Source organism: Pseudoneobacillus rhizolycopersici, assembly GCF_054786815.1.
Window position 1 is genome coordinate 125,651 of sequence record NZ_JBTOOE010000007.1, and the last position, 22,655, is coordinate 148,305.

Here is a 22,655-nt window from a genome sequence, read left to right on the forward strand (position 1 = left end):
GCCTCCTCGGTTTTTCCTATAAGGAAAGCTCTTTTGCCCATTCCTTAGGATTTTTCTTCCAATCTATTAAACTTTGAAGCTCACTTTTTTTAATATACCCGTTTTCTTCCGCCACTTCCACCAAGGAAGAATAATCAGATAAGGATACAAACTTTAGTCCTTCTGATTCAAAATTTTGCATCGCTTGCTCTAATTCATATGTAAAAATGGAGACAATCCCAAGCACTTCACAACCGGCTGCCTTAAGTGCTTTTGCAGTGGTTATCGAACTTCCACCTGTAGAGATTAAATCCTCGACTATCACCATTTTTTGTCCTGCAAGAGCCATCCCTTCAACTTGTTTACCTGCCCCATGGGCTTTAACGGTTCCTCTAACATAATTCATTGGTAAATGAAGTATATCACTCACCCAAGCAGCATGTGGAATTCCTGCTGTTGAGGTACCCGAAATACATTCTACCTGAGGAAAATGTTCAGAAATTAAGGCCGCTAGACCATTTGCAATTTTTTTGCGGACTTCAGGAAAACCTATTGTAAAACGATTATCACAGTAAATAGGAGATTTTAATCCTGAAGACCAGGTAAACGGCTCTGTTGGTTTTAATGAAACAGCTCCAATTGATAATAATTGCTCGGCAATTTCCCTTTTCATGCAAAAACACCTCTCCATTCATTTAGTAAAAGTTGATACATTTCCTTTGGGTTATTTGCTTTAGTAATTGCTCTTCCTACCACAATGGAGGAAACACCTAAACTATTTGCATATTTTGCAGTTGCGACCCGTTTCTGGTCCTGTGAATCCGAGTTACTCAATCTTATTCCAGGACAGACAGTCAAGAAATCAGACCCTAGTATTTCATGAATTAGATTTGATTCGTGTACGGAACAAACGACTCCATCCAAGCCAGCTTCTTTCGCGAGCATAGAATAATGAATAACGGATTTCTTTAAGGACGAGGATATTAATTGTTCCTTTTGCATTTGTTCCTCAGAAGTACTTGTAAGTTGCGTGACGGCAATACAAAACGGTCTACGGTCACCTGGGTTTGTTCCTTCCTCCAGTCCACGGAGAGCCGCTTTCATCATGTCAACTCCACCTGCAGCATGAACATTGACGAGGTCACAACCTAATGAAGCAATACCTTTCATGGCGTGATAAACGGTGTTAGGGATATCATGTAACTTTAAATCAAGGAATACCCTGTGTCCTTTTTCCTTTAAATACGTTACGATACTAGGACCTTCTTGATAAAAAAGTTCCATACCGACCTTCAAAAATAGAGATTCACCTTGAAATTTTTCAAGAAAACGATCAATCACTTGTTTATTTGAAAAATCAAGCGCGATGATAAGCGAATTTTTCATTTTTTCCCCAGCTCCTTCCCGTACATTCAGAGATATGGTCTATACCAAACTTTTGCAACAACAATGGTAGTTCTTCAATTATATTAGGACATATAAAAGGATCCACAAAATTGGCAGTGCCAACAGCAACAGCACTCGCTCCTGCATAAAAGAACTCCATTACATCTTCAGCGGTCTGCACTCCACCCATTCCAATAATGGGTATATTGACATGCTGACTCACTTCATAAATCATCCGAATCGCCACAGGTTTTATCGCTGGACCTGACAAACCACCAGTTCTGTTTGCAAGGATTGGTTTCCCTGTTTTAAGATCTAGTCTCATTCCAAGTAACGTATTAATCATCGTAAGTCCATCTGCCCCGCCTTCTTCTATTGCCTTTGCCATTTCAACAATATTCGTCACATTTGGTGAAAGCTTTACATATACAGGGACACTCGATACACTTTTTACCTTTTTAGTTAACTGTTTGGCAACTTCTGGAATGGTTCCAAAGGCGATGCCTCCAGTTTTCACATTCGGGCAAGAGATATTTAATTCAAGTGCATGGACATTCGGGGCTTTCGAAATTTTTGCTGCCACTTCAACATAATCTTCTTCAGTAGATCCTGCCACATTAGCGATGATTGGAACATCAAATTGATTTAGCCAGGGCAGTTCCTCATGTAAAACTTTTTCAAGACCTGGATTTTGCAACCCGATGGCATTTAACATCCCAGCTGAAGTTTCCGCGACGCGAGGAGTCGGATTGCCAAATCGGGGTTCAACCGTTGTCGCTTTTATCATAATTGCTCCTAAAGTACTTAGGTCATAAAACTGACTAAACTCTTTACCAAATCCAAAACAGCCAGAGGCTGGCATAATTGGATTTTTCAAGTCTAAACCTGGTAATCGAACACTTAAACTCACAGAACTACCTCCCCCGCTCTAAATACTGGGCCATCACTACACACTTTTTTATAAGAGTATCCATTTGGGTCATCTTTCAAATGACAGACACAAGCAAAGCAAGCACCTATTCCACATCCCATTCGTTCTTCAAGAGACAAGAATACCTCTTTATTTGGGTATAGAGTTGCTAAAACTTTTAGCATTGGGGTTGGTCCACAGGCATACATCGTGTCAAAATCCCACTGAAATTCTTTTAACACATCTGTTACAAAGCCTTTATATCCATAAGTACCATCAGCTGTAACGATGTAGGTTTCACCTAAGGCCATAAAATCTTCTTCACCGAAAACAACATTCTCTGTCTGAAACCCTAATACATGGATGACATTTACCCCTCTATCTTTTAATTGCCTTGATAGCTCGTATAAAGGGGGAACCCCAATACCGCCACCAACTAAAATAACAGTACTTCCCTGCTTTGCCGTTGCGACTGGAAAACCATTTCCGAGTGGACCGAGTACATCAACGCTCATCCCGCTAGAATTTTCAGCTAATCGAGAAGTACCAATACCGTCTTTACGATAAATCATAGAAAATTGTTTATTCTTTTGATCAATATTAGATATGCTAATTGGTCTGCGCAGTAAAGGGGCAATACCGTCAGTCACTTTTAAATGGACAAACTGACCAGGTTCCTTCATTTCAGAAACAATCTCACCTTGTAAAGTGAGCTTATAAATATTTTCAGCTATTGCAATTTGTTCAACTACAAAACAATGCTCTTGTTTTATCATAAGAGTACCGCCTCCTTTGAAATGGGGTGTCCTTCCATCGCTTCGGTAGAGAAAGTCATCGATTCTAAAACTTTTAGTATCGCATCAGCTGTATCTAATGAAGTTAGGCAGGGTATTCCATTTTCTACAGATTCACGGCGGATTTTAAACCCATCCCGTTCCGGCTGCTTCCCTCTTGTTAAGGTATTGATGACCATTTGGACTTCGCCTTTTCGTATAGCATCGAGTAAAGTCTCTCCAAACGAACCAATTTTCTCAACAACCTCAATCTCAACACCGTTCATTTTCATAAAGTTTGCCGTCCCACTGGTTGCAACAAGCTTGAAGCCAATCGCAGCAAAACGATTTGCCAAGAGTAGTGCATCCTCTTTATCCTTATCTGCAACCGTTAACAGGATAGTACCTGACCTTTTAATCTTCATTTTTGCGGCTATTAAGCCTTTATATAAAGCTTTCTCAAGAGTATGATCTTTGCCCATTACTTCTCCTGTTGATTTCATTTCTGGTCCAAGAGTGATATCCACCCGGCGTAGCTTTTCAAAAGAGAAAACAGGAACCTTGACATAAACACCCGTTTTTTCTGGAACCAGTCCTGACGTATATCCCTGTTCAAGGATGGACTGTCCTAAAATAATCTTTGTGGCAATCTTAGCCATTGGAATATTTGTTATCTTACTTAAGAATGGAACTGTTCTACTTGAACGCGGATTTACTTCGATAACAAATACCTCTTCACCACTGACGACATATTGGATATTTAATAAACCGACAATATTCAAACCCCTAGCCAGCTTCTCTGTGTATTCGATAAGTTTCGCCTTAACACTCGCTGAAATCGTTTGTGGCGGATACACTGCTATCGAATCACCGGAATGAACCCCTGCTCTTTCAATGTGTTCCATAATTCCTGGTATTAATACGTTTTCCCCATCGGATATGGCATCAACTTCAATCTCCTTACCTGTTAAGTAACGGTCAATTAACACCGGATGTTCAGGATTGATTTTGACCGCATTTTCCATATAGTAAAGAAGCTCTTGTTCATGATAGACAATCTCCATTGCTCTTCCGCCAAGTACATAGGATGGACGTACTAACACCGGATAGCCGATATTTGAAGCGATGCTAACTGCCTCAGAGACTGAAAGTGCTGTCTTTCCTAACGGCTGCGGGATTTTTAATTGTGCCAATGCCTGTTCAAATTTATCTCGATTTTCCGCCCGGTCTAAGTCCTCAAGGCTAGTTCCTAAAATCTTTACGCCTCTTGCAACAAGTGCAGACGCAAGATTAATTGCGGTTTGGCCTCCGAATTGGACAACAACACCCATTGGTTTTTCTAGGTCAACGATATTTATAACATCTTCGATTGTTAATGGTTCAAAATAAAGTTTATCTGAAATACTAAAATCGGTCGAAACGGTTTCCGGGTTATTATTGATTATTATTGCTTCATATCCTGCTTCTTTTATCGCCCATACAGAATGAACAGTCGCATAGTCAAACTCAATTCCCTGGCCAATTCGTATCGGACCGGACCCCAAAACAACTACGCTTTTGCGGTCTGTTACAATCGATTCATTTTCATCTTCATATGTTCCGTAAAAGTATGGCGTCGCTGATTCGAACTCTGCTGCACATGTATCAACCATTTTATATACCGGGATTAGGTCGTTTTCTTTTCTCCAATTGTAAATTTCTAGGGCATTAGAATTCCAAAGTTTCGCAAGGGTTATATCGGCAAAGCCTTTTTCCTTTGCTAGCTTACCCATTTCATAATTAAACGGTTCTTCCATAACAGTTTTTTCTAGTTCGATAATTCCTTTGATTTTATAAAGGAAAAACAAATCAATCTGGCTCCACTCATGAATGGTCTCAATCTTAGTTCCTCTTCTAATCGCTTCAGCAATATAGAACAGCCTTTCATCTCCAGCCTTGCGAATCCGTTTTTCGATTGTTTCATGGTCAAACTTTTCTGCTCCGGCAAGTTCTAGATGAAATGTATTGGTTTCTAGTGACCGTACTGCCTTTAACAAGGATTCTTCAAAGTTTCTACCAATCGCCATTACCTCACCAGTTGCTTTCATTTGAGTGCCTAGCGAACGGTTGGCAGATTCAAATTTATCAAAAGGCCATCTAGGAATCTTAGTGACGATATAATCAAGGGCTGGTTCGAAACTAGCATAGGTTTTTCCGGTTACCGGATTCATCATTTCATCAAGGGTTAATCCGACAGCAATTTTTGCAGCAAGCTTAGCGATTGGATAGCCTGTGGCTTTGGAAGCAAGTGCTGATGAACGGCTTACCCGCGGATTGACCTCGATTATATAATAGTGAAAACTATAGGGATCTAGCGCAAGCTGAACATTACAGCCACCTTCAATTTTAAGTTCCCGTATGATTTTTAATGAAACATTACGCAACAATTGATATTCACGGTCACTAAGTGTTTGGCTTGGAGCAACAACAATCGAATCCCCGGTATGTACTCCTACAGGGTCAATATTCTCCATATTACATACAACAATCGCATTATCCGCTGAATCTCGCATAACTTCATACTCGATTTCTTTATAACCAGCGATGCTCTTTTCTAATAAACATTGACCAACTGGGCTATTCTTGATTCCGCTTGAAACGATTTCAATAAGTTCATTTTCTTCATGACAAATTCCCCCACCGGTTCCTCCTAGCGTGAAGGCAGGGCGAACAATGACCGGGTAGCCGACTTGTTGAACAAAGGCTAAAGAATCTCCCACACTATGAACAATCGCACTTTCTGGAACCGGTTCTCCTAATCGATTCATTAAATCCTTGAACAGCTCACGATCTTCTGCTTGTTGTATAGCTGACAGCTTTGTACCAAGGATTTCGACCCCGAACTCTTCAAGAATTCCAGAGTCAGCCAGTTCTACAGCCAAATTTAATCCTGTTTGGCCACCAAGAGTTGCTAGAATAGCATCAGGGCGTTCCTTACGAATAATTCGACTAACAAATTCCAAGGTAAGTGGTTCAATATAGACAACATCCGCCATCTCCGTATCAGTCATGATGGTTGCTGGGTTTGAATTTACTAAAATGACTTTATAGCCTTCTTCCTTTAAAGCTATACAAGCTTGCGTGCCCGCATAATCGAACTCAGCTGCCTGCCCAATGATGATTGGACCAGACCCAATTACTAATATCGAATGAATATCCGTTCGTTTCGTCATGCTGTAACCCCTTCCTCTTTTACGTTTTTAACCATTTGTAAAAATTGATCAAATATATAATTGGCATCCTCAGGTCCTGGTGAGGCTTCCGGATGATATTGAACGGTGAAGGCATGTACTGTTTTATGTTTCATCCCTTCGATTGACCCATCATTTAAAGCAATATGAGTTACTTCTAATGGAGTTCCAAAAAGGGATGCTTCCTCAACTGTATAGCCGTGATTTTGTGAAGTAATGGCTACTTTGCCAGTTGTTAAATCCTTCACTGGATGATTACCGCCACGATGTCCAAATTTCATTTTCACGGTATTCGCACCACAAGCTAAAGCAAACAGCTGGTGACCTAAACATATTCCGAATAGCGGTACATGGCCAATGATCCCTTTAATCATTTCGATTGCTTCGGGTACATCCTTCGGGTCCCCAGGTCCATTAGAAAGCATAATTCCATCCGGACGCAGCTGGAGGATTTCAGTAGCCGTAGTGTTATATGGAACAACAATTACATCACAATCCCGTTTATTTAACTCTCGTAAAATTCCATGTTTCATCCCAAAATCGACTAAGACAATCCGAAAACCACGGCCTGGACTTGGATATGCGGTTTTAGTAGACACTTGTTCAACCTGATTAGTCGGTAAATTTTTTTGACGCAGTTTGTCCAGTATCTCTTCAACATTTTCTTCGATTCCACAGATTGCTCCCTTTAACGTGCCGTACCTACGAATAATTCTTGTTAACTTTCTAGTATCAATTCCTGATATTCCAGGAATCTTCTTCATTCTAAAATATTCATTTAAGTTCCAATCACTTCTAAAGTTAGAAGGAAAATCAGCTACTTCCTTAACGATAAATCCGCTGATGGCTGGATGGATAGACTCAAAATCGTCACGGTTAATTCCATAATTCCCTACCAATGGGTAAGTTAAGGTAACTATTTGGCCACAGTAGGATGGGTCCGAGAGTATTTCCTGGTAGCCCGTCATTCCCGTATTAAAAACAACCTCACCTATCTTTTCGACATCACTTCCAAAGCCCTTCCCAATAAAAACTGTGCCGTCTTCTAATATTAATTGTCGTTTCATACTTCCACCCTTTCCTGTTTCCAAACGATTTTTCCCTCTACAATCGTTAAAACCGGCCAGCCTTGGCATTTCCAGTTTGCAAATGGTGTGTTTTTTCCTTTTGATAAGAAATTCTCAGGGATGATGCTTTGTTCCATGTCTAAGTCAATTAATACTAAGTCGGCTGATGCCCCTACTTCCAATTTTCCATACGGTAGATTGAAGGATTCAGCAGGTTTAATAGTTAGAAAATCGATTAATTGTTTCAAGGTAATAATTTCTTCTTTTACTAGATTTGTATATAATAATGGAAATGCCGTTTCCAGACCAACGATACCAAATGGTGCTAATTGCATTCCTTCTGCCTTTTCCTCCGCTGTATGAGGGGCATGGTCGGTCGCGATAAAATCAATCGTCCCGTCTAACAGACCTTCCACTAATGCTAAGCGGTCAAGCTCGCCTCGCAATGGCGGGTTCATTTTATAATTGGCATCTATAGCAGGAATATCATCCTCACTTAACAATAAATGATGTGGGGTTACCTCAGCTGTGACTTTAATACCCGCTCGTTTAGCATCTCTAACAACACGAACTGACTCCTTTGTACTAATATGGCAGACATGATAGTGGCAATCCGCTGCCTCAGCTAATAAAACATCTCGGGCAATATGAACGGATTCGCAAACAGATGGGATTCCTCTTAATTGATTTACATCAGAGAATTTTCCTTCATGTACACAGCCTTTATTAATTAATGTATTTTCTTCACAATGGGCCACAATTGACATGTTTAATTTTGCCGCTTGTTTCATTGCCTCTAACATCATGGCAGCCGATTGAACGCCTACACCATCATCTGTAAAGGCAAAGGCTCCTGATTTCTTTAAATCTTTGAAATTTGTTAATTCTTCTCCTAGCTCTCTCTTTGTAATCGAAGCATACGGTAAAACTCGGACGATACCTGTTTCCTTAATTCTTTTATTCAACCAATCTAGCATTTCCGAATTGTCGGGAACAGGTCTTGTATTTGGCATCGCGGCTATGGTTGTAAACCCACCCTTTGCAGCTGCTTTTGTACCTGATTCAATGGTCTCCTTTTTTTCGCCACCTGGCTCACGCAAATGAACATGGAGATCTATAAATCCCGGTGCAAGCAGTAATCCTTTTCCGTCAACAATTTCCTCATTTGCTACTTCAATATTTTTTTCAATCGCTTTTATTTTTCCATCCTCAATAAAAACATCAAAAGACTCTAGTTCATTGTTATATGTAAATAGCTTGGCGTTTTTGATAATCATTTTGGTTCTCCCCCATCTCATTCATCAATGCTCGTTTTAATACGGCCATTCGGACATAAACACCATTTTCCATTTGTTTAAATATTCTAGATCGTGGACATTCAACTAGCTCATTAGCAATTTCAATATCACGATTTACCGGTGCGGGGTGCATAATGATACTTGTAGGTTTCATCATTTTTTCCCTTTTAATTGTCAGACCATATTTTTGATGATAATCCTCTACAGAAAATCCTTGCATTGCAGAATGGCGTTCTTGTTGGACCCTAAGTAACATGACAACGTCCGAATTTGCTATGGCATCATCCATTGGCTCAAACGGGCATTCTCTCATCATTTCTTTATCAAACCAATGATCAGGTCCGCTAGTAACAACCCTTGCTCCCAGTCTAACTAACGCATCTGCATTTGAACGAGCAACACGACTATGCTTGATATCGCCAATTATCGCTACCTTTAGACCTTCAAAACTTCCAAATTCTTGTTTAATCGTATAAAGGTCAAGTAGGGACTGAGTTGGATGATGGCCGCATCCGTCCCCACCATTAATAATTGGTATGTTTATATTTCCAAGAAGTTCATTAAAATAATTTTCTTGTTGATGACGTATGATAACAGCATTTATGCCGATTGATTCTAATGTTTTAACGGTGTCGTATAGTGTCTCTCCTTTAACAACACTCGAGGTACTTGTTTCAAAGGGGATGACTGACAAGCCTAATTTTCTTTCTGCTACTTCAAAACTGCATTTTGTTCTTGTACTTGCTTCAAAAAACAGATTTGCAACAAAGTATTGTCTTTCCGAGTTCCAGGTTTCTCCTCTGGCGAATCTATCGGCTGATTGCAAAATTTCAACCATATCCGATACAGATAATTCAGAAGTAGTTAATAAATGTTTCAAACGTCTCTCCCCCTTTTTCAAAAAAACACCCTGAATCATTTCATTCAGGGTGTCGGAAGCTAGTAATTATCTTTACTAGGCATGTTAAAAGCAAACACCCTTTTTAGCCTCACTGGACCATTCTTAAAAGGTTACGCTACTTGATCTTCAGTTGTCTCTTCTTCAAATAAATCTTCTTTAACTGACTCTTTTCCAGGTAAAATTAAATTTAGTACCACTCCGCAAATTGCCGCTAGAGCCATTCCTTGAATTTGAAATTCATCTGATACTTTAATAAAGGCCCCACCAATTCCAATTACTAGAATAACCGAAGAAATGACTAAATTTCGTTTGTCACCAAAATCTATTTTACTATCCACCAGCATTCGCAATCCCGATGAAGCAATGATTCCGAAGAGGAGAATGGATACTCCCCCCATAACCGGTGTCGGTATAGATCCAATTAAGGCAGTAATTTTGCCGTTAAATCCAAAAATTATGGCTAAAATAGCAGCACCCAAAATTACATAGACACTATAAACCCTTGTTATCGCCATTACACCGATGTTTTCTCCATATGTTGTTTTTGGTGGACCACCAATTAAACCAGAAATCATTGTTGCCATTCCATCTCCTAAAAGGGATCGGTGTAATCCTGGTTCTTTAAAATAATTTCGGCCGACAACCTTATTAAGCACTAACTGATGTCCAATGTGTTCAGATATTGTAACAATTGCTACCGGAACCATAAGGAGGACAATATCTAATGATAATTTTATCGAGTAGTCCACACCTGGAATCAAGAAATCAGGCAGCTCAATCAAATCTGCTGTTTTTACCGAAGTAAAATCGACGATTCCAACTGAAACAGCATATATATAACCGACAATTATTCCAAACAAAATTGGGACCATGCCCATTGTTCCTTTAAAATAAATCGTACAAATAATCGTAGCAGCAAGTGTAACTAGAGCAACTGAGAAAAGTAACAAGCTGTACTCATTCGTTACACTATCTATCATGGCCATATTAACCGCTGTCCCAGCTAAACTTAGACCAATTACAATGATGACTGGCCCAACCACGATTGGAGGAAGTATTTTCATTATCCATCGATAGCCCACTGCTTTAATAATTAGCGCGACAATTCCATATACTAACCCCGCTAGAAATGTTCCAATCATTGCTCCCCCTGGGCCACTGGTTGCCTTGGCAGCAATGATAGGACCTATAAAGGCAAAGGAAGAACCTAGATAGGCAGGTACTTTCCATTTTGTGATGATAAGGAAAGCGATAGTTCCTAGCCCACTTGAAATTAATGCGATCGCAGGAGATAAATCAACAAGAAAAGGTACAAGAATGGTTGCACCAAACATGGCGAATAGGTGTTGTAGACTTAAAGTCAGCCATTGGAATGCATTCGGTTTATCATTTACATCTAATATTGGTTTGTTCACATCAATCGCTCCTATCATTTTTTTGCAAAAAAAACCTCTTGTAGTCGGAGAACTATCAAGAGGGTAGGATTAGAGGCAAAAGAAAACATAGATATTCCTTTTGTCCTTTCCCCTTCGACAGCCTCTCTGGACTTCACTTAAAGGGTTGAATATTTATTTTTCATAAATACTTACTTGCTCAAGTTGATCCACTTCATTAAGTTGGACAACAATTTTTTCCTCACTCGAAGTTGGAATGTTTTTACCAACATAATCGGCACGAATTGGCAGTTCACGGTGTCCTCGGTCAACTAAAACGGCTAACTGAATTGCTGCAGGTCTTGCAATATCCATGATAGCATCCATCGCAGCCCGGACCGTTCTACCTGTATAAAGAACATCATCCACTAAGATAACTTTCTGATTTTTTATTTCGAATGGAATATCCGAGCCTTTCACTAACGGCTCATCATTGTCGGTTTTTTTAGTAAGGTCATCACGATATAAAGTAATATCTACTTCACCGACAGGAATGGTCTTTTCTTCAATTTGTTCAATTCGTTCGGCAAGACGTTTGGCGATGAAAATGCCTCTTGTCTTAATACCGACTAACACACAATTTTCAATTCCTTTATTTTTTTCAATGATTTCATGAGCGACTCTTGTCAGTGCACGTCTGATTGCTTGCTCATCTAAAACGACTGCTTTTTGGACCATTCTTTATTCCTTCTTTCAGACGTATTTTATTAAAAATAAAAACCCTCTCACCGTATAAGATGAGAGGGATTAAGTTCGTTAATTTAAATGTGGGTATCGTCTGTCTCCCCCACAATTAAAAATCGATTCCTTCTCAGCCTCACGGGACTGTTTTAAAGGGCTTATTTAACTATCCTAATAATAATGAAGGATGTTGTTTATGTCAACGATTATTTCTCAATTGATTTAATAGGTCTTCAAATTCTGATGGCAATGGAGCTTCAAATTCTAAATATTCACCTGATCTAGGATGATTAAACCCTAGTACGCCTGCATGTAAAGCCTGTCCGTTTAAATCCAATGTCTTTTTGGGTCCATACTTCGGATCTCCTACTAGTGGAAATCCAATATATTTCATATGAACACGAATTTGGTGGGTACGGCCAGTCTCTAACTGACATTCAACAAAAGTAAAATCCTTGAATCGTTCCATTACCCTAAAATGAGTAACAGCATGTTTTCCGTTATCCACTACTGTCATACTTTGCCTGTCCCTTGGATCACGGCCAAGTGGGGCATCAATTGTCCCATAATCATGAGGGATCACACCGTGAACAACTGCTTTATATTTGCGTGTTACCGTTTTTTCCACCAATTGATTGACCAAGCTTTCATGTGCTAAATCGTTTTTGGCCACCATTAACAATCCTGAAGTGTCTTTGTCAATACGATGGACAATTCCCGGCCTCTGAACCCCATTTATTCCCGATAAATCATTGCAATGGGCCATTAATCCATTTACAAGTGTTCCTGATGCATGACCAGGAGCAGGGTGAACGACCATCCCTTTTGGCTTGTTAACAACAACCACATCTGCATCTTCATAGTAAATATCTAGATTCATTTCTTCCGGAATGACGTCTAATACTTCTGGTTCAGGAATTCTAATTTCAATTACATCGTTTATTTGGCATTTATAATTGGATTTTACTGTTTGACCATTCACTAAAACATGACCATCTTTTATCCATTGTTGGACCTGGCTTCGCGACCATTCTTCATTAATTGTGCTTATCGCCTTATCAATCCGGTCATTTTTTTGTTCCTCATGAATGAGGACTTCTATCTTCTCCATTTGTTTTCTCCTTCGATTCTCTCTCTTCACGAATCATTTGTATCATTAACAAACCTACACCGATAACTAGTGCGGAGTCGGCAATATTAAATACGGGAAAGTCATAACTAAAAATAAAGGTATTAACAAAATCGACAACTTCTTTTCGAAATAAACGATCAATAAAGTTGCCAATTGCTCCCCCAAGCATTAGCCCTAATGAGGTACCAAGTACCCATTTTCCTTTTGCGTGCTTTTGAATGTAATAAATAATTCCGATGATAACGATAACAGTGACAACATAAAAGAACCACATTTGTCCTTGCAAAATACCCCAAGCAGCACCTTTATTACGATGGGAAGTGATGTATAAAAAATCTTCAATAATGGTGATGCTTTCACCAAGATACATTTTTTTTACAACAAGCCACTTCGTAAACTGGTCTAACAAAATCACAATAAGAGCGATTATGTAAAAATACACAAAGAAACCTCCAAACTTAACTAGCGTTCCTTTGCATTTTAGCACAATATAATCGACATAGACAATTATGCTTACATTTTATTCGTAATAATAGGAATGTGGCTTCCTAAAGTAACTTTTCATTTGGTCAAAGTCCTGAAGAGATTTGGCCGTTGGAATAGCCGCAAGAAGGTCAAAAGGAATTAACTCTCCCGATATTTCACATTTCCCAAATTCCCCACATTCGATCTTTTGTATAGTTGTTTGGACATCTTTCAACTCAGCCTCAACAAATTTTCGAACATTTTGGTGTACCGTATTATTTCTTAGTTTTTCGGCTAATTCTCGTTCAAAATCACGGAGTTCCTCATAAAGCTTCTTTTCAAAAACTTTCATTTTAACACCTCCGTAATGATATTACAAATAGTATTTGCTTTCATTACGATTTAAAACGAAACAACATTTGGAATGAATGTAAAAAGACAGAACTTGAAGTTCTGTCTTAAGTAAAATTTAGGCATTAGTCGCATAGTTCTCTTTAATGACGTCTGCACAACGAGAACAAAGTGTTGGATATTCTGACACCTTACCTACTTCCGGAGTTACTACCCAGCAACGTTCGCATGTCTCACCCTCAGCTTTTGTGACAACAATAGCTGCTGTTTCAAATTTCAACGCATTTTCTGGAGCCTGATCATAGGAATCAGCTACTTCAAAGCCTGACACAATAAATAATTGAGTTAAATTTTCATTAATACTCTCAAGTAATAATTTAGTCTTTTCATTTACATATAAAGTAACGTTTGCATTAAGAGACTTTCCAATTACTTTTGCATTTCGCGCTTCTTCTAATGCTTTTAAAACATCATCTCGAAGTTTTAAAAATTGAGTCCACTTTTCTTCTAGCTGATGTCCATTTTCAAACTCTCGGTATTCTGGCATATCCGTTAATTGAACACTTTCTTCCGGTACGGAAGGAATATAGCCCCAAACCTCATCTGCAGTATGCGGTAAAATTGGTGAAACAAGTTTCGTTAGTGCTAATAAACACTCATGAAGAACCGTTTGAATGGCTCGGCGATCTTGGTGATCTTTTGCCTCAATATATAGAATATCCTTTGCAAAATCGAGGTAGAATGCACTTAAATCTAATGTACAAAAATTATTAACCGCATGATATATTCCTGCAAATTCATAATTTTCGTATGAAGCACGGACATGCTTAATTAATTTATTTAACTTTACCAACATGTACTGATCTACTTCACGAAGATTTTCATAAGATACCGCATCCAATTCTGGATTAAAGTCAGAAAGATTACCTAAAAGGAAACGGAACGTATTACGAATCTTACGATAGACTTCAGCAACTTGTTTTAAAATGGCATCAGAAACACGAACATCAGACTGATAATCAACAGATGCAACCCATAAACGTAAAATATCAGCTCCTAATTGATCCATTACCTTTGCTGGTACAATTACATTCCCTAAAGATTTGCTCATCTTACGGCCTTCACCATCAAGGACAAAGCCATGACTTAAAACGCCTTTATACGGTGCTGTTCCTGTAACGGCAACACTTGTTGATAATGAAGAATTAAACCAACCTCGATATTGATCTGACCCTTCAAGGTAAAGGTCTGCTGGTCTTTGTAAATCTTCTCTTTCCTCTAATACAGCTTGATGAGAGGAACCAGAATCAAACCAAACATCCATGATATCGGTTTCTTTCGTAAATCTGCCATTTGGACTTCCTGGATGAGTAAAGCCTTCAGGTAATAAATCTTTTGCTTCTTTTTCAAACCAAATATTGGAGCCATGCTTTCTAAATAAATCTGAAACATGATTGATTGTTTCATCTGTGATAATGACTTCACCATTTTCAGCAAAGAAAACTGGAATTGGTACTCCCCACACACGTTGACGGGAAATGCACCAATCGCCGCGGTCACGAACCATATTAAATAATCTTGTTTCACCCCATGCAGGCACCCAGTTTGTTTCTTCCACAGCTTTTAAAAGCTCTTCGCGGAAATCCTTAATGGAGGCAAACCATTGAGCCGTAGCTCGGAATATAACCGGTTTTTTTGTTCTCCAGTCATGTGGGTATGAGTGAGTAATAAAGCTTAGTTTTAATAGAGCCCCAACTTCTTGCAGCTTTTCAGTAATCGGCTTATTTGCTTCGTCATAAAATAATCCTTCAAATCCTGGGGCATCCTTTGTCATATATCCCTTATCATCGACAGGACACAGAACCTCTAGACCGTATTTTTGACCGACAAGGAAATCGTCCTCTCCATGTCCAGGTGCGGTATGAACACAGCCGGTTCCAGCTTCAGTCGTAACATGCTCACCTAGTACAACAACAGACTCGCGATTATAAAATGGATGTTGGCAAATAATCTGCTCTAATTCTTCGCCTTTAAGTTTCTTTAATAGGGTTGGATTTTCCCAACCAATTTCCTTTGTAACTGATTCTACTAAAGCTTCAGCAACAACATATTTAGAACCATTTACTTCTAATACAACATAGGTTAATTCTGGATGTAGGGCAATCGCTAAATTTGCTGGAATTGTCCAAGGAGTCGTTGTCCAGATAACAACATTTGTCCCTGAATCTAACAGTCCTTTTCCATCCTTTACTTTAAAGCCAACATAAATAGAGGCAGATCGTTTATCTTTGTATTCAATTTCTGCCTCAGCTAAGGCAGATTCACTTGAAGGAGACCAGTACACCGGTTTTAAGCCTTTATAAATGTAACCTTTTTTAGCCATTTCACCAAATACTTTAATTTGCTGAGCCTCGTACTCAGGCTTTAAGGTAATATACGGATTTTCCCAATCACCTCTAACCCCTAAGCGTTTAAATTGAATCCGTTGACTTTCGATTTGTTCATAGGCGTATTTTTCGCAAAGCTTTCTAAATTCGGCAACGGTCATTTCTTTTCGCTTAACACCTTTGTTTGTTAGAGCTTGCTCTATCGGCAACCCATGGGTATCCCAACCTGGAACATAAGGGGCATTAAATCCACTCATTGACTTATAACGAACAATAAAGTCTTTTAAAATTTTATTTAAGGCATGACCAATATGAATATCTCCATTTGCATAAGGAGGTCCATCATGAAGGACAAACATCGTGCGTTCTTTTGTTCTCTCTTGTACCTTTTCATAAATATTCACTTGCTGCCATTTCCCTTGAATTTCCGGTTCACGTTTTGGTAAATTTCCCCGCATTGGAAACTCAGTTTGTGGCATTAATAACGTATCTTTAAAATCCATTTCTATTCCTCCTAAACCTAACTTACAAAAATCATCGCTTTTGACAATATAACCTTAAACAAGAAGGATAATACTTTTCGAAAATAAAAAAAGCCCTCTCATCCCAAAAGGGACGAGAAGGCATTGTATTATTCCCGCGGTACCACCCTTATAGATTATCAAAAACATAATCCACTTTAAGCAATCGTAACGTGATCTAGACGCCAAACCTACTCTCCAAGAAATAAGAAATTTCGATTTAGAACTCAAGGGTGATTTTCCGAAAATAATCCTTTGATGGGCTTTCACCTTCCCCAACTCGCTTAAAAAGGAATCATTATGTACTGTCCCTGTCATTGTCAAATAGCCATATTTTTATTTTATTAGAAAATTATATGTTAGTCTTCAACATCACGTCAAGATTTAATTTCAATATCCTCTTCTAAGCCTTTTAACTCAGTTGCATCGATTTCATACTGTAATAAATGATCCCAATCATCGTTATTTAGTAAATCTAATTGTGCTTCAATTAACATTTTGAATCTAGTTCGGAATACCTTCGATTGCTTTTTAAGGTCTTCAATCTCAAGGGCAATTTTTCTTGCCTTCGACAAGGCTTCATTAACGATGCGATCAGCGTTCTTTTCTGCCTCTCTAATTATTAACTTCGACTCCTTGCTAGCATTTCGCTTTACTTCTTCCCCAGCTTCTTGAGCAATCACTATAGATTTATTTAATGTTTCCTCAATGTTAGTAAAATGACTTAAACGACCATTTAATTCATTGACCCGCTCTTCTAATTCTTTTTTTTCACGAATGATTAATTCATAATCCTTAATGACCTGATCTAAAAACTCATTTACCTCATCTTCATCGTATCCACGAAATCCCCGATTAAATTCTTTATTGTGTATATCCAACGGTGTTAATGGCATTATGCAACCTCCTAAAGAACTTTTATATATCGTACATAATTCGACAGGTTTTCCTTAAATCCTGCTTTGTTTTGACAATTATTTTTGTTTTCCAACAACAATTCTCCATTTATCCTTTTTAGTTTTCCCGTCTATTAAAATCACCTTAGTTCGCCCATGTCCTCGTAAGGAAATTAAATCAAACTCACCACATTCAAACGATGGTTTTAAGATGGCAGAATGGTTTACTTTGACATTCCCTTGTTCAATAAAGCTTTGCGATTTTTGTCTTGAGATATTATAAAACGCGGAAATGATACTGTCTAATCTTAAGGAGGATACTATTATAATCTCTTCATTCCAATCGAAATGTTGAGACAGGATTTGATTAGGCTCAATTTCTCTAAGTGAAACTTTTGATTTTCCAACAGATGTAAACTGCATTTCTAAATAATGACCAATTTCTTTTGCAGCAATAATTTGAATTCTGTCTCCTTCAAATAATATATCACCAAACTTATCTCTTTTTAGGCCAAGTGACATTAAACTTCCAAGAACTTGCCTATGTTCAATCGATACAAATTTTTTTGGATAAGACAATTCATATAAAATAATTTGAAATTGGTCCTGGTTCAAAATATGATAATCAGGATAAATAATTCCTCTTTTCCTTTCTGAATGATCTGTACCACCAAAAAAATAGCAAAGAACATCCGAACCGTTCCCTATGATCATTTGAAGAATTTGCTGCTGCCGAGGATCTAAAAAATCTGTAAGTTTATATGTATAGGTATCCTCAACACTTTTTTTCCATTGTAATGCCTGATCAATAAATTCTCGCTCTTCTGGTCGAAAATGTTGGTAAATGTTCATACTTTACTCCTTTAAAATAAAAACAAATAGGGTTATATAACCCTACTCGTTAAACAAGCCATCCATAAATCTGATGTAACCCTGATGTGGCAAGCCTTAATACAAGAATGGCCACAATTGGAGAGATATCAATCATTCCGATCGGTGGGACGAATCTTCTAAATGGTTCTAAGTAAGGCTCACAAATTCTTGCTAAAATTTGCCCAAATGATGATTCTCTAGCATTAGGAAACCAAGATAGTAGAATATAAATAATAAGTGCCCATGAATAAAGTTCAATGAGCCTATAGATTAATGAAAACAAAAGATCCATTATTTTTAACCACCTCTAATCATGTTGTTTAAACATTTCCGATATATTTCCTGAAACCTCAACATTATCAGGAGTACATAAAAAAATGTCTATCCCGATTTTTTGGATATCTCCACCGAGTGCATAGACAGCACCACCTAAAAAGTCAATCACCCTTTGGGCTTGGTCCCGTTCAATTCGTTGTAAATTAACCACGACAGAACGACGACTTTTTAAATGGTCAGCAATCTCTTGTGACTCTGCAAACACTCTTGGTTCAATTAAAACCATTTTTGAGGATTTTTGAATACTTTGAAGACTTACTATATTTTGCTTTGCCGTTGACTTTTTTAGTTGTTTAGCAGGTTCTTGTTCTTCTTCCTCAACAAAGTCTTCTTCATAATCATCAGAATTGTCATCTAGATAGAAAAATGTTTTAAATTTAGATTTTATGCTCATTTAGACACCCCTTTCTACTATTCACCGACTAAAGCAGTTCCAATTCGAATCATTGTCGCTCCTTCTTCAATGGCGATTTTAAAATCATTGGACATCCCCATGGACAATTCCAAACATGGGGCATGCTCGAAGCCCCTTTCCATTACTTGTCCCTGTAATGATTTAAGAGTTCGAAAACAATGGCGAATCATTGTATCATCGCTAGTATTTGGAGCCATTGTCATTAATCCTACAACCAATATATTGGGATAATCTTTAAGACTTTCAATAAAAGAAACCACTTCCGATGGAGAAAGTCCGTGTTTGCTATCTTCACCTGAAACATTTACTTGGACCAAACATTTTTTTCTTTGGATTGCCCGTTTGTTGATTTCCTCTGCAAGAGAAAGTCGATCTAAAGAATGGATATAATCGGCTACATCTATAATATTTTTTACTTTCCTGGTTTGAAGTGTCCCAATAAAATGCCAAATTGGCTTATTTTTCAATACCTGCCATTTCGATAAAAGCCCATCATCCCTATTTTCACCAAGGTGCTCAACTCCTGCAGCTAAGGCCTCATTAGCACGATCAATACTTACATACTTTGTAACGGCGATGATTTTAATATCATTAGGATTCCGATTAGATTGTCGACATGTTTCAGAAATTTGCTGATTAAGGTTCTTCAGATTAGTTACCACATCCATTAAAGGTTATTAATCCTCCTTCCATCCGATAAAACTCATCATCCGCCCTGTTTGACCACTGTCCCTTCGATAAGAGAAAAACAATTCGGAATGACAGCTTGTGCAATAATTTGTGACTAAAATATTTGACTCCCTAATTCCATAACGGATTAATATTTGTTTATTTAGTTCACTCAAATCTAAATGATATTGATTTGCTTTTATTAAATTATAGGGCTTTTTTTCGACATCTTCTAGTGTCTTTTCGACGAAATTGATTACATAATCATCAACAATATAACAATTTTTACATATGGATGGTCCAATAGCGACTTTAATATTTGACTTCTGTATCCCTATTTTCCTCCAAGTATTAACAAACTCACGGGTAATACCATTTACAGTACCTTTCCAGCCGGCATGAACGATTCCAATCATTTTCGATTGGTCGTCAATAAAATAAATGGGAACACAGTCAGCAAAACAAAGGGTTAAAAGGATTCCTGTTTCATTCGTGTAATACCCGTCCGTATTTAAGATTGAATCATCGTATTGAAAAGAACCGCTTCCTAAGTCAGAACTGGTTACTTTTTTTATATTTATTCCATGTGTCTGTTCCGCAGCTACCCAATTGTTTAAAGGAAAATTGATTATACTAGCGATTGTCTGTTTATTTTGACATACTATATCACTATTGTCACCTACATGGAAACCCATATTTAATGTAGAATAATCACCTTTACTCAGTCCACCATTTTTTGTAGAAAATCCAACAACTAAATTTGGCCAATTGTTCTCCCATTCTTCTATGGCCAAATATTCTTTACCTTTTAAAACAAAAGACTCCATTTTCGCCAACCTCTACACGTTTTCTTTAGTTTACCATAAAATAGTTTCCACTTCATAATAAAGAAGAGGCTTTTTAAGCCTCTTCTTCGATATACTTAACCTCTTGATCTTTATAGCGCACCAAAATGACGTCTTCCCCTATTTTTAATATATTTTTCCAAGGAATAATGATGTCTTCCTCTTTACCAAAAAACCCGAGCACTTTGCCGGTACCACTAACAATTACAGCGTCAATTTTGCCCGTTGTTAAATTAATATCAATATCGCCAATATTCCCTAGTTTCTTTCCATCAGCGACATTTACTACATCCTTAATTTGAAAATCAGATATTTTCACCATTTCCCCACTCTCCTACCAATTGTCTTAATAATAAATATATGAGTACCAATAGAAATAAATACAAAAAGCTGCTCTTACTTCGAGCAGCTTAGCTTTGAATATTTTTATTCATTTGTTTTATGGCCGCTTTTTCTAAGCGAGAAACCTGGGCTTGCGAAATCCCAATTTCCTCGGCCACTTCCATTTGGGTTTTTCCTTGGAAGAACCGTTTCCTTAAAATTAGTTTTTCACGGTCATTTAAACGTCTCATCCCTTCTTGGAGGGCAATCTCTTCAATCCAATGGGTATCTTTACTACGATCATCACTTAATTGATCAACTACATAGATTGGATCTCCACCATCATTATAAATCGGTTCAAATAATGAGACTGGGTCTTGAATAGCATCTAAAGCAAAAACAATTTCTTCATGAGGGACCTCCAACACTTTGGCAATTTCTTCAGCCGTAGGTTCGCGAGAAGTTTCACTCATTAATCGTTCTCTCACCTGCAGGGCTTTGTAGGCAATATCCCTTAATGAGCGAGAAACACGTATCGGGTTATTGTCACGAAGGTACCTTCTAATTTCGCCGATAATCATTGGAACTGCATATGTTGAGAATTTTACGTTTTGGCTTAAATCAAAATTATCAATCGACTTCATTAGCCCGATACAGCCAACCTGGAATAGGTCGTCAACGAATTCTCCACGATTGTTAAAACGCTGAATAACACTTAAGACTAATCGGAGATTTCCATTGACAAGTTTTTCTCTTGCGGATAGATCTCCCGCATGCATTTGCTTGAAGAGTAATCTCATTTCTTCGTTTTTTAGTACTGGAAGCTTCGATGTATCCACACCGCAAATTTCTACCTTATTTCGAGTCAATCTTTTTCCCTCCTCATTCGGAGTTGCTGTACAAACTTAAGTATCTCCGTGGGAAGGAAAAATATGCACATATAACCAAAACACAAATTGGAATCTCATACCATTCATAATCAATTTTATTAGTGGTATCAAGGGTTTAAAGTTTTTAAAAAAGCCAAACTTTTTTTTCAGTTATACCATTTTATTAAATTCTTTTCTTAGCCTTTTAATAATTCTTTTTTCTAATCTAGATATATAGGATTGCGAGATACCTAACATATCAGCAACATCTTTTTGTGTTTTTTCTTCTCCATTTGATAATCCAAATCGAAGTTCCATAATTTGTTTTTCGCGCTCTGATAATTGATGCAAAGCCTTTACAAGTAATTTCCTATCAACATTAGCTTCTAGGTCTTTGGTGATAATATCCTCTTCCGTACCTAAAACATCTGATAATAAAAGTTCATTGCCGTCCCAATCAATATTTAATGGTTCATCAAACGACACCTCTGAACGAATTTTATTATTTCTTCTCAAGTACATTAAGATTTCATTTTCAATACACCTTGATGCATATGTAGCAAGCTTAATTTTTTTTTCGGGATTGAATGTATTTACTGCTTTGATTAACCCAATTGTTCCAATACTAATCAAATCCTCTATGTTTATTCCGGTATTTTCAAACTTCCTGGCTATATAAACAACCAACCTAAGATTTCGTTCAATCAATATAGACCTGGCAGCTTTATCACCATTAGGTAATTTATTTAATAGGACTTCTTCTTCCTCTTTACTTAAAGGAGGAGGTAACGCTTCGCTGCCACCAATATAGTAAATTTCATCTGATTTTAGTCCTAATTTCATTAATAACTTATACCAATAGTAGGTTAAGCGAAGTTTGAATTTTTTCATTTTAAGGACCTCCTTCTAAAATTGAC

23 protein-coding genes and 1 other annotated feature are annotated in these 22,655 nt (G+C 37.8%); all 23 genes read right to left on the bottom strand.

Features of this window, described 5'->3' with window-relative positions:
- Positions 1–16: 16 nt before the first annotated feature.
- Entirely contained in the window at positions 17–652 is a 636-nt protein-coding gene (pyrE, locus tag ACX9YW_RS09855; RefSeq protein WP_460345599.1) for an orotate phosphoribosyltransferase, read from the bottom strand.
- The gene (gene pyrF, locus ACX9YW_RS09860; RefSeq protein WP_460345601.1) at positions 649–1,365 is read right to left on the bottom strand and encodes an orotidine-5'-phosphate decarboxylase; all 717 of its coding nucleotides are present in this window, start codon (positions 1,363–1,365) and stop codon (positions 649–651) included. Before pyrF ends, pyrE begins: the two co-directional genes overlap by 4 nt.
- On the bottom strand, positions 1,337–2,275 hold the full coding sequence (locus tag ACX9YW_RS09865) for a dihydroorotate dehydrogenase (protein WP_460345604.1): 939 nt from the start codon (positions 2,273–2,275) through the stop codon (positions 1,337–1,339). Before ACX9YW_RS09865 ends, pyrF begins: the two co-directional genes overlap by 29 nt.
- Positions 2,272–3,048 (bottom strand): dihydroorotate dehydrogenase electron transfer subunit, encoded by a 777-nt coding sequence (locus tag ACX9YW_RS09870; protein WP_460345897.1) that lies wholly within the window; start codon positions 3,046–3,048, stop codon positions 2,272–2,274. The genes ACX9YW_RS09865 and ACX9YW_RS09870 overlap by 4 nt, the downstream gene beginning before the upstream one ends.
- Positions 3,048–6,260, bottom strand: a complete 3,213-nt coding sequence (gene carB / locus ACX9YW_RS09875; protein ID WP_460345607.1) for a carbamoyl-phosphate synthase large subunit — start codon at positions 6,258–6,260, stop codon at positions 3,048–3,050. Before carB ends, ACX9YW_RS09870 begins: the two co-directional genes overlap by 1 nt.
- Positions 6,257–7,345 (bottom strand): carbamoyl phosphate synthase small subunit, encoded by a 1,089-nt coding sequence (locus tag ACX9YW_RS09880; RefSeq protein ID WP_460345900.1) that lies wholly within the window; start codon positions 7,343–7,345, stop codon positions 6,257–6,259. The genes carB and ACX9YW_RS09880 overlap by 4 nt, the downstream gene beginning before the upstream one ends.
- On the bottom strand, positions 7,342–8,622 hold the full coding sequence (gene pyrC / locus ACX9YW_RS09885) for a dihydroorotase (RefSeq protein WP_460345610.1): 1,281 nt from the start codon (positions 8,620–8,622) through the stop codon (positions 7,342–7,344). The genes ACX9YW_RS09880 and pyrC overlap by 4 nt, the downstream gene beginning before the upstream one ends.
- Complete coding sequence (locus tag ACX9YW_RS09890) at positions 8,588–9,523, bottom strand: aspartate carbamoyltransferase catalytic subunit (protein ID WP_460345613.1); 936 nt, start codon at positions 9,521–9,523, stop codon at positions 8,588–8,590. The genes pyrC and ACX9YW_RS09890 overlap by 35 nt, the downstream gene beginning before the upstream one ends.
- A 131-nt stretch (positions 9,524–9,654) precedes the next feature.
- Entirely contained in the window at positions 9,655–10,959 is a 1,305-nt protein-coding gene (locus ACX9YW_RS09895; RefSeq protein WP_460345616.1) for a solute carrier family 23 protein, read from the bottom strand.
- 153 nt (positions 10,960–11,112) lie between these two features.
- Positions 11,113–11,655, bottom strand: a complete 543-nt coding sequence (gene pyrR / locus ACX9YW_RS09900) for a bifunctional pyr operon transcriptional regulator/uracil phosphoribosyltransferase PyrR (RefSeq protein ID WP_460345619.1) — start codon at positions 11,653–11,655, stop codon at positions 11,113–11,115.
- A gap of 202 nt (positions 11,656–11,857) precedes the next feature.
- Positions 11,858–12,769 (bottom strand): RluA family pseudouridine synthase, encoded by a 912-nt coding sequence (locus ACX9YW_RS09905; protein WP_460345622.1) that lies wholly within the window; start codon positions 12,767–12,769, stop codon positions 11,858–11,860.
- Positions 12,741–13,232, bottom strand: a complete 492-nt coding sequence (gene lspA, locus ACX9YW_RS09910) for a signal peptidase II (protein ID WP_460345625.1) — start codon at positions 13,230–13,232, stop codon at positions 12,741–12,743. The genes ACX9YW_RS09905 and lspA overlap by 29 nt, the downstream gene beginning before the upstream one ends.
- A 78-nt stretch (positions 13,233–13,310) precedes the next feature.
- Positions 13,311–13,607, bottom strand: a complete 297-nt coding sequence (locus tag ACX9YW_RS09915) for a TraR/DksA family transcriptional regulator (RefSeq protein ID WP_460345628.1) — start codon at positions 13,605–13,607, stop codon at positions 13,311–13,313.
- A 117-nt stretch (positions 13,608–13,724) separates the two neighbouring features.
- Entirely contained in the window at positions 13,725–16,496 is a 2,772-nt protein-coding gene (gene ileS, locus ACX9YW_RS09920) for an isoleucine--tRNA ligase (RefSeq protein WP_460345631.1), read from the bottom strand.
- A gap of 105 nt (positions 16,497–16,601) precedes the next feature.
- Positions 16,602–16,841 (bottom strand) — a binding site (T-box leader).
- 50 nt (positions 16,842–16,891) lie between these two features.
- Positions 16,892–17,410, bottom strand: coding sequence for a DivIVA domain-containing protein (locus ACX9YW_RS09925; protein WP_460345634.1), 519 nt, complete (start codon positions 17,408–17,410; stop codon positions 16,892–16,894).
- A gap of 78 nt (positions 17,411–17,488) precedes the next feature.
- Positions 17,489–18,262: a YlmH family RNA-binding protein gene (locus tag ACX9YW_RS09930; protein ID WP_460345637.1), complete on the bottom strand. Its 774-nt coding sequence runs from the start codon at positions 18,260–18,262 to the stop codon at positions 17,489–17,491.
- A 49-nt stretch (positions 18,263–18,311) separates the two neighbouring features.
- Positions 18,312–18,575 carry a YggT family protein gene (locus tag ACX9YW_RS09935; RefSeq protein WP_460345639.1) on the bottom strand — a complete coding sequence of 88 codons (264 nt, stop codon included), beginning with the start codon at positions 18,573–18,575 and terminating at the stop codon, positions 18,312–18,314.
- A gap of 15 nt (positions 18,576–18,590) precedes the next feature.
- The gene (locus tag ACX9YW_RS09940) at positions 18,591–19,013 is read right to left on the bottom strand and encodes a cell division protein SepF (protein ID WP_460345642.1); all 423 of its coding nucleotides are present in this window, start codon (positions 19,011–19,013) and stop codon (positions 18,591–18,593) included.
- Between the two features lie 17 nt (positions 19,014–19,030).
- Entirely contained in the window at positions 19,031–19,702 is a 672-nt protein-coding gene (locus tag ACX9YW_RS09945) for a YggS family pyridoxal phosphate-dependent enzyme (protein ID WP_460345645.1), read from the bottom strand.
- A 9-nt stretch (positions 19,703–19,711) separates the two neighbouring features.
- The gene (gene pgeF / locus ACX9YW_RS09950; RefSeq protein WP_460345647.1) at positions 19,712–20,530 is read right to left on the bottom strand and encodes a peptidoglycan editing factor PgeF; all 819 of its coding nucleotides are present in this window, start codon (positions 20,528–20,530) and stop codon (positions 19,712–19,714) included.
- A 73-nt stretch (positions 20,531–20,603) separates the two neighbouring features.
- Entirely contained in the window at positions 20,604–20,870 is a 267-nt protein-coding gene (locus ACX9YW_RS09955) for a YlmC/YmxH family sporulation protein (RefSeq protein ID WP_460345650.1), read from the bottom strand.
- A gap of 88 nt (positions 20,871–20,958) precedes the next feature.
- Positions 20,959–21,738 (bottom strand): RNA polymerase sporulation sigma factor SigG, encoded by a 780-nt coding sequence (sigG, locus tag ACX9YW_RS09960; protein ID WP_460345653.1) that lies wholly within the window; start codon positions 21,736–21,738, stop codon positions 20,959–20,961.
- A 171-nt stretch (positions 21,739–21,909) separates the two neighbouring features.
- Complete coding sequence (gene sigE, locus ACX9YW_RS09965) at positions 21,910–22,629, bottom strand: RNA polymerase sporulation sigma factor SigE (RefSeq protein ID WP_460345656.1); 720 nt, start codon at positions 22,627–22,629, stop codon at positions 21,910–21,912.
- Positions 22,630–22,655: the final 26 nt, after the last annotated feature.

What these genes read in the sequence shown, in the direction of transcription:
- pyrE (WP_460345599.1), bottom strand. Translation starts at nt 652, where the DNA reads ATGAAAAGGGAAATTGCCGAGCAATTATTATCAATTGGAGCTGTTTCA.
- pyrF (WP_460345601.1), bottom strand. Translation starts at nt 1,365, where the DNA reads ATGAAAAATTCGCTTATCATCGCGCTTGATTTTTCAAATAAACAAGTG.
- carB (WP_460345607.1), bottom strand. Translation starts at nt 6,260, where the DNA reads ATGACGAAACGAACGGATATTCATTCGATATTAGTAATTGGGTCTGGT.
- ACX9YW_RS09880 (WP_460345900.1), bottom strand. Translation starts at nt 7,345, where the DNA reads ATGAAACGACAATTAATATTAGAAGACGGCACAGTTTTTATTGGGAAG.
- pyrC (WP_460345610.1), bottom strand. Translation starts at nt 8,622, where the DNA reads ATGATTATCAAAAACGCCAAGCTATTTACATATAACAATGAACTAGAG.
- pyrR (WP_460345619.1), bottom strand. Translation starts at nt 11,655, where the DNA reads ATGGTCCAAAAAGCAGTCGTTTTAGATGAGCAAGCAATCAGACGTGCA.
- ACX9YW_RS09905 (WP_460345622.1), bottom strand. Translation starts at nt 12,769, where the DNA reads ATGGAGAAGATAGAAGTCCTCATTCATGAGGAACAAAAAAATGACCGG.
- ACX9YW_RS09915 (WP_460345628.1), bottom strand. Translation starts at nt 13,607, where the DNA reads ATGAAAGTTTTTGAAAAGAAGCTTTATGAGGAACTCCGTGATTTTGAA.
- ileS (WP_460345631.1), bottom strand. Translation starts at nt 16,496, where the DNA reads ATGGATTTTAAAGATACGTTATTAATGCCACAAACTGAGTTTCCAATG.
- ACX9YW_RS09925 (WP_460345634.1), bottom strand. Translation starts at nt 17,410, where the DNA reads ATGCCATTAACACCGTTGGATATACACAATAAAGAATTTAATCGGGGA.
- ACX9YW_RS09930 (WP_460345637.1), bottom strand. Translation starts at nt 18,262, where the DNA reads ATGAACATTTACCAACATTTTCGACCAGAAGAGCGAGAATTTATTGAT.
- ACX9YW_RS09935 (WP_460345639.1), bottom strand. Translation starts at nt 18,575, where the DNA reads ATGGATCTTTTGTTTTCATTAATCTATAGGCTCATTGAACTTTATTCA.
- ACX9YW_RS09940 (WP_460345642.1), bottom strand. Translation starts at nt 19,013, where the DNA reads ATGAGCATAAAATCTAAATTTAAAACATTTTTCTATCTAGATGACAAT.
- ACX9YW_RS09945 (WP_460345645.1), bottom strand. Translation starts at nt 19,702, where the DNA reads ATGGATGTGGTAACTAATCTGAAGAACCTTAATCAGCAAATTTCTGAA.
- pgeF (WP_460345647.1), bottom strand. Translation starts at nt 20,530, where the DNA reads ATGGAGTCTTTTGTTTTAAAAGGTAAAGAATATTTGGCCATAGAAGAA.
- ACX9YW_RS09955 (WP_460345650.1), bottom strand. Translation starts at nt 20,870, where the DNA reads ATGGTGAAAATATCTGATTTTCAAATTAAGGATGTAGTAAATGTCGCT.
- sigE (WP_460345656.1), bottom strand. Translation starts at nt 22,629, where the DNA reads ATGAAAAAATTCAAACTTCGCTTAACCTACTATTGGTATAAGTTATTA.